Here is a 14,340-nt window from a genome sequence, read left to right on the forward strand (position 1 = left end):
ATGGTACTGGGGTCACACCCGGGAGAGTAGGTGGCCGCCAACCCCAACAACAGACAGCCCCTGCCTCTGCAAAGAGACAGGGGCTGTCGCCGTTTACACCGTTACAGCCCGAGGGGACAAGGCGCTCCTCTATTTACCGTCGTAATAAGAGCATTGGCGTATAGTAATGTTCAACCTTTGCGTTGTATATTACAGACTTCCTCGCTAACTTGTTGACATGGCTTTTCTTTATCCTGCTTTTTTATGGGCGCTTGCTGCCATATCGATTCCGATCGTATTACACCTCATACAATTACGTCGGGCAAAGCGTATAGAATTCAGTAACGTTAAATTTATACAGGTTTCCAAAGACCTTACCGCAAGTCAGCGCAATCTAAAGGAGTTACTTATTCTTGCCTCCCGTATCCTGTTCATTACTTTTCTGGTCCTGGCATTCGCGCAACCCTTTCTGCCTGCTTCTGAAACGGTTCGCCCCGTAGATTCTTCTCAGGTAACGATTGCGCTTGACAACTCCTTGAGTATGCAAAACCTGCACGCTGATGAAGACCTAACTTTGTTAACTGTAGCAGCTGATCAGGCAAAGCGTGTCTTGGATATTTTTCCTTCTACAACTTCTATCAGTGTCAATACAAATTCAAATTATAACAAAGCTGCTACTATCGGTACTGCCGACGCTGCAAATACGCTAGACCAGTTATCATATTCTACCAGGCCTTTTGTAAGCCATCAGGTGATGAATGCTAATCAAGCTGCTGCGGAGCATGTTTTCCTGTTCTCCGATTTTCAGAAATCATACTTTGAGCCTTCCTTACTTAGTAAAGTTGACAGTAACCGTATCTACCATTTGGTGCCATTAAAAGCGGTCGGCACTTCTAACGTGTTGGTTGACTCTGTATACCTGGCCGACGAGTTCGTTCGTCCTGATACGGAAGGTACTTTATATGTCAGGTTATACAATGCAGGAGATAAAGCTATACCTGGTTGCCCGGTAAAGCTTGTAATCGATAACGTGCAAATCGCAGCTCTGAGCATTGACCTGCCGGCAAAGCAGGTTACTGAAACAGCAGTCAACTTTACAATCAGAGGAGAGGGCAGTAAGCAGGCTTGGGTTGAAGTAGAAGACTATCCAGTTGAATTTGATAATATATACTATTTTGTGCTTCAACCGTCCAGCCGCCTTTCGATAACAGAAATCAGCGGAAATGAGGAGAGTCCTTTGCAGCGTCTTTACCGTAACGAGCCCTTGTTCCAGACACTGCGTTTCTCACCCAATAACATCGACTACGCACGCCTGAATAGTTCGGATATTATTATTCTGCAAGGTATAGAGGAGGTTCCGGCAGCGCTTGTTTCCACTCTTGATACCTATGTGAAGTCTGGGGGAACGCTTGTCATAATCCCACCACTGACAGAGCGTAGTGCCTCCTATGCTGCTTTGATGCAGTCGCTCGCTATACCTGCCAGTTTGAATTCTGGCAGCAGTACAAAGACTTCGCTGGCCGTTCCGGCCCGTGACAATCTTTTCTTCAAAACCATCTTTGCGGATTACGATCCCAAAATGCAGATGCCAGCTTCTGTCAGGAAGCTGGTGTGGTCTCGCTCCTCCGAGGACATCCTAAAATACAGAGGCGGTGCTCCATACCTGTCGCGCTTTGATAGAGGCCAGGGAAAGGTATACCTTATGGCTGCTCCCTTACAGCTTGGGCAGAACGAACTAGTGAATCATGCGCTCTTTGTACCGGTTATGTACCGGTTGGCCATAAGTAGCTATAAGCAGGAGCAGCAGATTGCCTATCGTTTGCAGAACATGGCGATCACTGTACCTATCCAACAGCAGGCCGGCGGTGAGAATATTTATAAGCTGGTAAAAGACAGCACAGTTTTTATACCTGAGCAACAGATCAGGGGAGGGCGCCTCGTGTTTAACGTGCCGCCAGACCTGGAAGAGGCCGGGTTTTACCAATTACAGCTTCAGGGAAAGACGGTGGGTAGCTTTGCCTTTAATTTTGATAAGCAGGAATCTTTGTTGGAGCAATATAGTCCGGCAGAGTTAAGAAGCTTCCTGCCCAAAGACCAGCAGTATGTGCACGTTTATGACTACAGCGATACCTTTACGGTAAAAGACGAGTTCGAAAAAAGATTTTTTGGCGTCACCCTTTGGAAATATTGCCTAATATTGTGTCTGATTTTCTTGATGGCAGAAATAGCTCTAATCAGATTCCTCTAACATGAAACTTCTTCTCAAAGCAGTCCGCATTTACGATCCTTCATCAGTTTTTCATCTTCAGCGCCAGAACATACTTATCGAGAATGGTACCATCACCTCAGTCGGGGGCAACGATCAGCAGGCTGACCAAACCATCGAGATGGAAGGACTTTGCGTGTCGCCGGGTTGGGTTGATCTGTATGCACAGGTAGGGGAGCCGGGACTGGAGCACAAAGAGGATATAGAATCTTTGGCTGATGCGGCGGCGGCAGGAGGTTTCACGGATGTGCTGTGCATGCCCAACGTGCAGCCTATCGTACAAACCAAAGGTGCTATTAATTTCATCAAAGCTAAGTCTGCCAACCTACCCGTGAATTTGTTACCGGCTGGTGCAGTCACAGTCGATACGCATGGGAAGGAACTGACTGAGATGATCGACCTGCAGCGTGCCGGTGCCGTAGCGTTCAGTGATGGTGCCAAACCGGTGCAGGGAGCCGAAGTGATCGTAAAAGCACTGCAATACCTGCAGCCTTTCGATGGTGTGCTTATGAACCGCCCGGAGCATGCCCGCCTGACAGAGTATGGGCAGATGCATGAGGGGATTGTGAGCACCCAGCTCGGTATGAAAGGTATACCTGCCCTGGCGGAAGAAGTGATGGTGACACGCGACCTGCAATTATTGGAGTACACAGGAGGGCGGCTGCACTTCTCGCTCATCTCTACTGTAGCTGCCGTAGAAGCCATACGCGCCGCCAAAGCCAAAGGCCTGCAGGTAACCTGCGACGTGGCCAGTTACCAGGTCGCTTACACCGACCATACCCTGGCAGCATTCGATACGAATTATAAAGTATCTCCTCCCTTCAGAAGTGAAGCCGACAAAGAGGCAATTTTGCAGGGACTTGCCGACGGTACTATTGATGCTATTGTATCCGGACACCAACCGCAGGACACTGAAAGCAAAAAGCTGGAGTTTGATCTGGCTGAGTTCGGAATCATCAACCTCGAAACGGCTTTTGCTGTGGCGAATACCACGATGCGCGATAAGCTGCCGCTTGAGCAATTGCTTGATAAGCTGACCACCACTCCCCGTCAGATCCTGCGCATGCCTGCCTGTGGCATCGCGGGAGGAGTGCCGGCTTGCCTGACACTTTTCCAGCCGGACTTAAAATGGACCCCGACGCCGGAGAGTACCCGATCCAAATCCAAGAACTCTCCCTTTCTGGGGCGCGAGTTGACAGGGAAAGTAATAGGCCTTGTAAACAAAGGGCAAGTAGTACTTAATCATTCTTTTTAATATATTTATAGCTATATTTCTGTTAGCTGCCTGGCTGACTCGAATAAGCGAATAACAAATGCTGAATCAAACGATTGCGAGAGTGGGGGTACGCTATGGCGTGCTGTGCGGATTGGCTTCTTTTGTCATCATACTCGTTTTATACCTGATGGGGTATAACGCACTGGGAGATGCAGGGCGCTGGAGTTACCTGCCTTTGCCTGTTTTTATCTTTATGGGGCTGCGCTATTTCAAGCGCTTTCATGATGCTGAGGTGGGTTTCTGGAAAGGGGTGCGCGTGAGCCTGTCGGTTACTTTTTACACCGCCATGAGCGCTGCCATGCTGCTGTACCTGATGCTATACCTGGTAGGACCCGAGATCATACAACAACACGTAGTTGAACTGAGAGCGCTGCTCGACCAGAGCCGCGAGGCGCAGATTAAACTGATAGGCGAGGCAAACTACGAGCAAGCTTACAAGGAGCTGGACAATTTGTCGCCCAGTATGCTGGCCACACACGATTTTTTGAGCAGGATGTTTGTAGGGACGATGTTTTCAGTGGTAGCAGCTGTATTTTTCAGAAAGTAATTCATCTTCACATAAACCCTAAACCCTTATGACTGACACATCTTCTCAGCTCGAAACCAAGCCATCCATTTATGCTGTTGCCATTAAGTATGGTTTGCTGACAGGCTTACTGTACGTAGTATTTGCCACGATCAGCTACCTGACAGAAAGCTACGGCAATTTTTTTGTCGCACTACTCGTTTCGGTTGTCATCTCTGTCATAGGGATCGTTTTAGCCTTAAAAGAGTTCAGGAAGCAGAACGACGGTCTTTTGTCTTACGGGCAGGGCCTGGGACTTGGCATCATGGTATCCATCATTGCAGGTATCATTTCTGGCCTGTTCAGTATGCTCTACATTCAATTCATAGACCCAGGTATGCCTGAGAAACTTGTGGATGCAACCATGGAACAGATGGCTGCATTTGGTGTAGATGATGACATGCTCGATAGTCAGAGAGAGGAGATTATGGCATCTTTCACCCCTATAAAGCAGTTGACCAGCGCTATAACCAACGCGTTTTTCTCTGGCCTTATCCTATCGCTTATAATTGCCGCCGTGATGAAGCACAAGCGTCCGGAGTTTGAATAACAAGCATGCAATACCCTTATGATATATCAGTGGTGGTTCCTCTTCTAAATGAAGAGGAATCGCTGCCTGAACTGGTCCGCTGGATCAAGCGTGTGATGCACGCACACAGTTTTACTTACGAGATCATCCTGGTGGACGATGGTAGTACGGACCGCTCCTGGGATGTGATCACAGAGTTGAGTGCCGAAGACAATACCGTCAAAGGCATCAGCTTTAACCGCAATTACGGCAAATCGGCCGCTTTAAACGAGGGTTTCAAACGCTGCGCCGGCGAGGTGGTCATCACCATGGACGCCGACCTGCAGGATAGCCCGGAGGAGATCCCTGCCCTCTATGACATGATCAAGCACCAGCGTTTTGATCTGGTGTCGGGCTGGAAGCAGAAGCGATTTGACCCGATCAGCAAAACCATTCCGACTAAACTATTCAATGCGGCTACCCGCGGCCTGTCCGGTATTCAACTCCATGACTTCAACTGCGGACTCAAAGCTTACCGGCAGTTGCTCGTTAAGAGCATTGAGGTACACGGCGAGATGCACCGCTACATACCTGTTATAGCCAAGTGGCATGGTTTCACGCGCATCGGCGAAAAAGTGGTACAGCACCAGGAGCGCAAGTACGGTACTACCAAATTCGGCCTCGAGCGGTTCGTCTACGGCTTCCTCGACCTGCTGTCTATTACCTTTGTGAGCCGCTTCAAAAAGCGCCCCATGCACTTTTTCGGTACGTTTGGCACGCTTTCCTTCGTGGTTGGTCTGGGCATTACGATCTGGCTGATCATTCAGAAAGTATTTTCGCTATACCCGGAAGGCCGCGTGCGCGATGTGGTAGACCAGCCCTTGTTCTATTTGTCGCTGGTAGCGGTTATTCTAGGCGTGCAGCTTTTCCTGGCAGGTTTTCTGGCCGAGATGATGTCCATGACATCCAGCAGAAAGAATGAATACCTGATCCGAGACCGGGCGGGTCTGATCAAAAAATAATGGCAGGAAGGCGTGTCGTGATCGTGGGACCTGCGCACCCTTTGCGCGGAGGCGGCATGTCTACCTTCAACGAGCGCCTGGCTATGGCCTTTCATGAGGCTGGCGATGAAGTAGAGATCGTTTCCTTTAGCCTGCAGTATCCTTCCTTTCTGTTCCCTGGCAAAAGTCAGTTTACCAACGAGCCTGCCCCCGAAGGCATCACCATTAAGTCGCTGATCAACTCCGTTAACCCGATCAGCTGGGTACGCACCGGCAATTACATCAGGCGTCAAAAACCCGATCTGGTTATTTCCCGGTTTTGGCTACCCTTTATGGGGCCCGCCCTGGGCACCATTGCCCGTCTGATCAGGCGCAACAGGTATAGCCGGATTCTGGCTATTACCGACAATGTGGTGCCACATGAGAAGCGGCCGGGCGATATCCCTTTCACGAAGTATTTTCTGAGCGCCTGTCACGGTTTCCTGACCATGTCGCGGGCTGTGCAGAAGGATTTGCAGCGCTTCGAGCCGAACAAACCCAACGTATACCTGCCGCATCCGCTCTACGATAATTTCGGGCCTTCCGAAAGCAAAGCTGAAGCCTGTGCCGCCTTGCGATTAGATCCAAACGATAAGTACCTGCTGTTTTTTGGCTTCATCCGGGCTTACAAAGGGCTCGACCTGCTGCTGGAGGCAATGGCTATACCTGCGCTAGAGGCTATACCTGATCTGAAGCTGCTGATCGCGGGAGAGTTTTATGAGGAGGCAAGGCCATACCTTGACCTGATCGAAAAACATGGGCTGCAGGACCGGCTGGTGCTTCGGACAGACTTTATACCCAATGCCGAGGTCCGTCATTATTTCTGCGCAGCCGATCTGGTAGTGCAACCCTACAAGCATGCCACCCAAAGCGGCGTAACACAGGTTGCCTATCACTTTGACAAGCCAATGGTGGTGACCAATGTGGGTGGGCTGTCGGAACTGGTGCCGCACGGGGAAGTAGGGTATGTGGTGGAGCCAAACCCGGAGGCGATAGCCACCGCCATACTTGATTTCTATACCTCGGCTAAGGCGGCTGTGTTCACTCAGAATATCTCTAGATATAAAAAACGATTCAGTTGGAGCCGGTTTGTGGAGTCGGTATACGAGCTCGCGGATAAGATATAACGGCAGCGTTTTCGTTTGCAATAGGTTCAGAAGATTGAAAATATATCGCCCATCTAGGGAGATCGAATATGTACAAATATATTGATTGTCTGCTCCTGAGCGAGTGAATCCACGCCTAGTAAAAAATACGATACCACAAGTCTTTCTAATAGACAGGACATCAGGATTAGTTTGTAGAAGATGCCACCGATGTCTACCTGTTAATAAGAAGCATAATCCAGATAATGCTTAAGTTATATTTTAAGAAAAAGGGATGTGATGTTTTTAGGAAAAATTTGCAGACACATTTGTCATAACATCAAACATACGTTATATTTAATGTCCGTATTCGCTGTGAAGCTAACCAATCATTATGCGTAAAAGCCCTATTCATCTAACGCTTGTTCTTATATTTAACTTACTGCCCTTTACAATTTTTGCACAGACTGACACCAGTTTTGTAAGCCATGCTGTGACGGATGCGCTGAAGCAGTACCGTACTGCAGTAGGGGTGCATGCACACTTGTATAATGGGCCAGAGTATTATGTGCCTGTTAAGTCCTACGTGAAAGGGCACCAGTTTTATCAGGATAAGATCTATCAGAACGGCACCGTTAAATATGACGGTGCCTGGTTTGAAGACGTACCGATGCTATATGACCTGATGCAGGACGAGCTCGTGATCGTGAATCATGGCAGCGGCCAGCCACAGCGACTGGTGAAAAACAGGGTAGACGCCTTCCAATTGTATGGGCATACCTTCATCAGGTTGCAGGCAGATACCACGACCGGAATTTCAATTCAGCCGGGTTTTTATGACCTGCTTTACAGCGGCGAGGTGCAGGTGCTGATGAAGCGTGAAAAGACACTATTTGAGCGGGCGAGCACCGAAGGTATGGAGGGAGAGTATCGGGATGCCAGTAAATTCTACCTGGTAAAAGAAGGCGTATACCACCCCGTTAGCAACAAGCGCTCCGTGATGCGGGTGCTGCAGGAACAGAAAAAGCCCCTGAATAAATTTGCCAGCGCTAATAAACTCCGCTTCCGGAAAGAGCGGGAAAACGCGATCGTAAAAACCGCCCAGCACTATGACTCGCTCCAACAGTAAAGCGAGATTCTTCCGATCCATTTAAAAATCTGTTCAAGTTCTCTTCCCTTCTTATGACCCAACTTTACAGAGTGTTTTTGCTGGTATTGCTGTGCTGTATAACTGCGGCTATACCTGTGCATGCCCAACAGCGGCAGGAGGCCCCACTCATCAGCGGTTCCTTCCGCAACATAAGCTTCCAGGATTTCGTGCAGCGGCTGGAGACCCGTCTGCCTTATAAGTTCTACTTTGAGCAGGCCTTAGCCGACAGCATTAAGGTAGATGTGGAGGTAGAAGGAGAGCCGCTTAACTTGGTGCTTGCCCAAATCCTGAAAGACACCGAGTATAAATTTGCCATCACGGAGCAGCGCCAGGTTTTCATCACGCGGCAAAACCCAATCATGACCAGCCTGCCTTCCAACTTTTTCAAGGATGAGGAAGAGGCCAGGCGAAACAGCCAGTTAGCTACGCCTGCCTACCTGCCTCAGCAGCAGGATAACAAGAAACGAATCCAATCGGAGATCAAGCTGTACGAGATAGGGACACAGAATGGAAGCAAGACAGGGAGAGCGAACCTGGCAGGAACCTTGCGCGACGCCAACACGGGAGAGCCAATCATCGGAGCCCACATTTATATCGAATCTCCTTCCATCGGCACGGCTTCAGACCAGTACGGCTATTATTCCCTTTCGCTTCCGGTTGGCCGCCATGAACTGAACATCCGGGCGGTTGGGCTTAAAAACACGAAGCGTCAGGTAATACTGCACAGCGACGGCAAACTAGACATCGAAGTAGAAGAAGACATCCGCACTTTGAAAGAGGTGTTGGTGGAGGCTGAAAAAGACCGCAACGTTACGGGTCTGCAGATGGGCATGGAGCGGTTGGATATCCGAACCATCAAGCAGGTGCCGACAGCCTTTGGTGAAACAGACATCCTGCGCGTGGTGCTGACCTTGCCTGGAGTAAAATCAGTAGGGGAGGGAAGTACTGGTATGAACGTGCGCGGGGGCTCTACTGACCAGAACCTGATCCTGCTCAACGACGCCACTATTTACAACCCCGCACACTTGTTTGGTTTCTTCTCTGCTTTCAACCCAGATGTTATCAAATCGGTGGAACTGTACAAGAGTGCTGTGCCTGCCCGATACGGTGGTCGCCTTTCGTCGGTGTTGGAGGTGAGCTCAAGAGAAGGCAATAAAAAGCAGTTTAGCGGAGCGGGCGGCATTGGTTTGCTGACTAGCCGCCTGACGCTGGAGGGACCAATTGTCAAAGACAAGACCTCTATCCTGGTTGGAGGGCGTTCTACCTATTCTGACTGGCTGCTCAAGAAAATTCCGAACAAGTCTTTCAGCAACAGTGAAGCTTCTTTTTATGATATCAACACGCATATCAGCCATGAAATCAACGAAAAGAACAGCGTATACCTGACTGGCTACCTGAGCAAAGACCGTTTCAAACTGGCTTCCGACACGCTGTATCGCTTCCAGAACCAAAATGCCAGCCTCAAGTGGAAGCACAACTTTCATAACAAACTTTACAGCGTCGTGACGGGTACTTACAGCCATTACGGTTATGATATTTCTAATGAAGAAAATGCTACGAACGCTGCGGCGATGGACTTTGGGATCAGCCAGACAGGTATGCAGGTAGACTTCAACTACTTCCCTGACTCAAAGCATACCCTGGATTTTGGTGCGAGCGCCATCCGCTATGAGGTGAACCCGGGGAGCCTGGTGCCGAACCATGCTGAGTCACTGATCAGGCCTGATAAGCTGCAGCAGGAGAAAGCCGTTGAGAGTGCCTTGTACGTGTCTGACCGCTATGATATCAGCCAGAAACTTTCAGTTTCGGCTGGACTGCGCTACTCTTTCTTCACGGCTCTCGGCAAGCGGGACGTGCTGCAGTATGCGCCAGGTTTACCCATGTCCCTAAATACAATCGTTGACACGGTTTCTTATGGCAGCGGCAAATCCATCGCGACCTACCACGGACCTGAGTTCAGGCTCTCGGCCCGCTACGTGGTATCAGATAACTCATCTGTGAAAGTGAGTTACAACCGACTGCGCCAGTACGTGCACATGCTTTCCAATACGGCTACCATGGCTCCAACCGATACCTGGAAGCTGAGCGATAATAACATCAAGCCGCAGGTAGGTGATCAGGTTGCCATTGGATACTACCGAAACCTGCGCGCCAACACCATCGAGTTTTCGGCAGAAGCTTATTACAAATGGATGCAGGACTTCCTGGACTACCGAAGCGGCGCCAACATCATCATGAACCACCACATTGAAACGGATGTGGCTAATGCAGACGGCAAGGCTTACGGCGTAGAGCTGATGCTCAAAAAAGTATCAGGCAAACTCAACGGCTGGATAAGCTATACTTATTCCCGTACCATGGTACGCCTCAACGATCCGACAGTATCAGAAGTGATCAACAGAGGGGAGTGGTATGCCAGCAATTACGACAAGCCGCACGACCTGACTATGATCAGCAACTATCGCTTCAGTCAGCGTTTCAGCACTTCACTTAACTTTACCTACAGCACCGGTCGGCCTATTACACTGCCACTGGCCAAGTACTACGATGGTGGCTCGCACCGCATCCTGTACTCTGACCGCAATGAGTACCGCATTCCGGACTACTACCGCGTAGACCTGGCCCTGAACATAGAGGGTAACCACAAGATCGCGAAGCTGGCGCACAGCTCCTGGACGGTGGCCGTGTACAACCTGACAGGGCGCAAGAACCCTTATTCGGTTTATTTCAAATCTCAGGGAGGGCAGATAAAAGGGTACAAAATGTCCATTTTCGGGAACCCGGTTCCTACCATCACTTATAATTTTAAGTTTTAATTGCCATGAAGATCCGGAACTGGAAAAACCCAATTGTCTGGCTTGTAATGCTCCTAGTGAGCGGTTGCGTCGACCCTTACTTCCCTGAGGTAAAAGAGTCGGCCAGTAGTTTTCTGGTAGTGAATGGCTTCCTGAATGCCAACGGTCCCACCACCATACAGCTGCTCCGCTCCCAAAGCCTCAACGATATGGGAGCACCTCCCGCTGAAGAAAATGCCACCGTTATAGTGGAGTCAGAGAATGGCGAGCGTTATGGCCTTCACGAAACCGGATATGGCACCTATGTGCACCCTAACCTGCAAATGAGCGCTGATTCGAAATACAGGTTGTACATCCGCACCAGATCCGGCAGCGAGTATGCGTCAGACTACGTGGAGGTGAAAACAAGTCCTGCCATTGAAAGCGTGAATTGGAAAGCAGATGGAGAGGAAGTGAAAATCTATGTGAACTCCGAGGACCCAAAAAACAACACACATTATTATAAATGGGAATTTGAGGAGACCTGGCAGTTCCGGTCCGCGCTTTATTCTGGTTATATTTATGAGAATGGGGAAGTGCGTTTTCGTGAGCCTAGTGATGATCCCATATATGTTTGCTGGAAATCAGATAACTCTACCCGGGTTGAAATAGGGTCATCTGTGAAGTTGAACGAAGACAGGATTAGCGATTACAAACTACACGCTATACCTTCCAACTCAGAGAAAGTCGGCATGAAGTATAGCATCTTGGTAAAGCAGTATGCGTTGACCCGTGAAGCGTTCGAATACCTGGAGATACTCAAGAAGAACACTGAAAACATCGGTACCCTTTTCGATCCGCTTCCTTCGCAGCTGACCAGCAATATTCACAGCCTGTCTAATCCTGATGAAACAGTTATTGGGTATATGACGGCTACTACCATGGAAACAAAAAGGATATTTGTTGACAGCCGTGATCTTCCGCGCGATTGGCGACTTTATAACCCAAGATGTGAGGTCGATACGGTCATGATCAAATCAGGTCAGATTCAAGAACGGTTTGAAGGTGGTTATCTGATTCCTGTAGATGCGATTTTTGGCCCCGGTAGCCCATCCCCGATCGGCTATACCTATGGAACGCGCCCCTGCGTGGACTGCACCACGCAGGGCACTAATGTTAAACCTGCCTATTGGGAATAGATGGCATATCTGATACAAACGCCCAGAACGATGAACAGTGCTCAACATAATCAACCTCAGCCTGGCAGAAAAAGGTATGTACTGCGCACCTTGCTTTGCCTGGCGCTAGGTATAGCAGGTATAGGAACGGTAAATGCTCAGTCGGATCAGCAGCACGCGGCCATTAGCAGCCTGCAGCAACACCGGAAGACTTCGCTGAAGGAGAAGCTATACCTGCACATTGACAGGCCGGTGTATGCCTGTGGAGATGAGATGTGGTTTAAGGTATACAATGTAGACGGCAGCCTGCACCGCCCGCTCGACATGAGCAAGGTGACGTATGTAGAGTTGCTGGATGCAGAACAAAAACCTGCCTTGCAAGCCAAAGTAGCTATGAAGGACGGAGCAGGGAACGGTTACTTTCAACTGCCTACCACGCTTCAGACGGGCAACTATACCGTAAGAGCCTATACCAGCTGGATGAAAAACTTCGGTCCGGAGTTCTTCTTCCAGCAGCAGGTAACAATTATCAACACCTTTGAGCAGCTACCAAAGCAGGAGGCCCCAAAAACCAAAGGGTATACCATGCAGTTCTTCCCGGAAGGCGGAAATTTAGTTACAGGTATAGCAAGTAATGTTTCTTTCAAGATATCAGATAGTCAAAACGGCAAAGGAGTTGCTCTGGCAGGCCAAGTGCTTGACCATGATGGTAACAAGGTGGTCGATTTTACAGCCCACAAGTTTGGGATGGGCCGCTTCGCCTTTACGCCACAGCAGGGGAAGCGCTATATCGCAAAACTGCATTTGCCTGATGGAAGCACTATAGCGCAAACCCTGCCGCAGGTGCATGAACGTGGCTATACCTTACAACTGGCAGACAGCACTGATCAGTACCTGCATATTGCGGTGCGATCGGTAGGCAAACCGGATGAACAGGTATACCTGTTGGGGCATACCCGTCAGCGGGTGGTCAGCTCGGAAAGAGCCCTGCTACAAAACGGCAGATACGTATTCAAAGTGACCAAGGCCGATCTGGCAGACGGCATCACGCACTTTACTGTGTTCAACACAGCTGGTCAGCCCGTAAGTGAGCGCCTCTATTTCAAACGTCCGACACACGAACTAGCCCTGCAGGTAGTATCGCCACAACAGCACTACAACCAGCGCGACAAGGTAAGCCTTGCGTTGCAGGCATCTTCGCAAACGCCGGCTAATCTCTCGATGGCCGTGTACAAACTGGACTCGCTGCAGCTTCAGCCGCAGGGGCATATTGCCAGCTACATCTGGCTCGAATCCGATTTAAAAGGCGCGATAGAAAACCCTGCCTATTATTTTTCGGATGCCGGTAAGGCCGATGGTCAGGCCATGGATAACCTGATGCTGACCCAAGGCTGGAGTCGTTTTAAGTGGGAGGATGTGCTGGAGAAGGAGGTGCCAAAGCATGCTTATTTGCCCGAAAACCACGGCCATCTGCTTTTCGGCAAAGTCACGCACAAGCGTTCGGGGCAGCCAGCTCCGGGTATTATGACGTACCTGGCATCACCGGGCCACCCCATCCGGTTTTACAACACACAGAGCGATGTCGATGGCAAACTGCTGTTTGAATTGAAGGACTTTTATGGCAACAAGGACCTCGTGCTGCAGTCTGACTTTTCTAAAGACAGCACTTACCACTTTGAGCTGCTTAGCCCTTTTTCATCACGCTATACCTCTAAGCCACTAGCACATCTGCAACTCACGGAATCAAGAGCAGGCGACATCGCAGCGCGGCATCTGCAGGTACAGGTGGAGCATGCTTATTATGGGAGTTACCGCAACAGGTTCCATACACCAGGTATAGACAGCTCGGCCTTTTACGGACAGCCATCGGAGCACTACCTGCTCGATGATTACAAGCGCTTTAAAGTGATGGAAGAAGTGATGCGGGAGTATGTGCAGGGGGTACAGGTGCGTACACGAGGGCGCAGCTTCCACTTCATGGTCATGAACCGCCCTTATAAGGCCATCTTCCGCCAAAACCCGATGGTGCTGCTGGATGGGGTGCCCGTATTCAATATCGACAAGGTCATGGCATTTGACCCGCTGAAGGTCAAGCAATTGGATGTAATTACCAGTCGTTTCTTTCACGGACCACTGGCCTACGAAGGTCTGGTGAGCTACCACACTTACGAGGGCGATCTGGGAGGGTTTGCGCTGGACTCAAGAGCGTTGATGCAGGCTTATGAAGGACTTCAGCAGAAGCGCGAGTTTTACGCACCAGCCTACGATACCCCGGAACAGAAGAGTAGCCGACTGGCAGATTTCAGAAACCTGCTGCACTGGGCCCCGGAGATTAGGCTTGAGCCCGGAAAAGAAGAGCAGGTGAGCTTCTATACCTCCGATCAGCCGGGCACCTACCTGGTAGTCGTTCAGGGCTTGACAGCCTCAGGAGAGACGGGCTATCAGCTACTACAGATCAAAGTGAACGGACCGGTTGCGCAGAAGCAGTAACCCAACCATACAGTTATAGAAAAGCCCCT

10 protein-coding genes and 1 pseudogene are annotated in these 14,340 nt (G+C 49.9%); all 11 read left to right on the top strand.

The window, feature by feature from the left end:
* Positions 1-217 precede the first annotated feature (217 nt).
* Positions 218-445, top strand: a pseudogene (locus AC4QZR_RS19670) (BatA domain-containing protein); the annotation flags it as partial.
* 288 nt (positions 446-733) lie between these two features.
* On the top strand, positions 734-2,227 hold the full coding sequence (locus AC4QZR_RS19675) for a hypothetical protein (protein WP_494482460.1): 1,494 nt from the start codon (positions 734-736) through the stop codon (positions 2,225-2,227).
* Position 2,228: 1 nt separating this feature from the next.
* Positions 2,229-3,500, top strand: coding sequence for a dihydroorotase (locus tag AC4QZR_RS19680; protein WP_494482442.1), 1,272 nt, complete (start codon positions 2,229-2,231; stop codon positions 3,498-3,500).
* 58 nt (positions 3,501-3,558) lie between these two features.
* Complete coding sequence (locus AC4QZR_RS19685; RefSeq protein ID WP_253406641.1) at positions 3,559-4,068, top strand: DUF4199 domain-containing protein; 510 nt, start codon at positions 3,559-3,561, stop codon at positions 4,066-4,068.
* 28 nt (positions 4,069-4,096) lie between these two features.
* Positions 4,097-4,636, top strand: coding sequence for a DUF4199 domain-containing protein (locus tag AC4QZR_RS19690; RefSeq protein ID WP_494482443.1), 540 nt, complete (start codon positions 4,097-4,099; stop codon positions 4,634-4,636).
* Between the two features lie 5 nt (positions 4,637-4,641).
* Positions 4,642-5,616, top strand: a complete 975-nt coding sequence (locus AC4QZR_RS19695; RefSeq protein WP_494482444.1) for a glycosyltransferase family 2 protein — start codon at positions 4,642-4,644, stop codon at positions 5,614-5,616.
* Complete coding sequence (locus tag AC4QZR_RS19700; protein WP_494482445.1) at positions 5,616-6,761, top strand: glycosyltransferase; 1,146 nt, start codon at positions 5,616-5,618, stop codon at positions 6,759-6,761. Before AC4QZR_RS19695 ends, AC4QZR_RS19700 begins: the two co-directional genes overlap by 1 nt.
* 352 nt (positions 6,762-7,113) lie before the next feature.
* Positions 7,114-7,848, top strand: coding sequence for a hypothetical protein (locus AC4QZR_RS19705; RefSeq protein ID WP_494482446.1), 735 nt, complete (start codon positions 7,114-7,116; stop codon positions 7,846-7,848).
* A 53-nt stretch (positions 7,849-7,901) separates the two neighbouring features.
* Positions 7,902-10,685, top strand: coding sequence for a TonB-dependent receptor (locus tag AC4QZR_RS19710; RefSeq protein WP_494482447.1), 2,784 nt, complete (start codon positions 7,902-7,904; stop codon positions 10,683-10,685).
* A gap of 5 nt (positions 10,686-10,690) precedes the next feature.
* Complete coding sequence (locus AC4QZR_RS19715) at positions 10,691-11,842, top strand: DUF4249 domain-containing protein (RefSeq protein ID WP_494482448.1); 1,152 nt, start codon at positions 10,691-10,693, stop codon at positions 11,840-11,842.
* Positions 11,843-11,872: 30 nt separating this feature from the next.
* Positions 11,873-14,311 carry a hypothetical protein gene (locus AC4QZR_RS19720; RefSeq protein ID WP_494482449.1) on the top strand — a complete coding sequence of 813 codons (2,439 nt, stop codon included), beginning with the start codon at positions 11,873-11,875 and terminating at the stop codon, positions 14,309-14,311.
* Positions 14,312-14,340: the final 29 nt, after the last annotated feature.

The sequence above is a fragment of the Pontibacter sp. YIM B11418 genome, assembly GCF_059278805.1.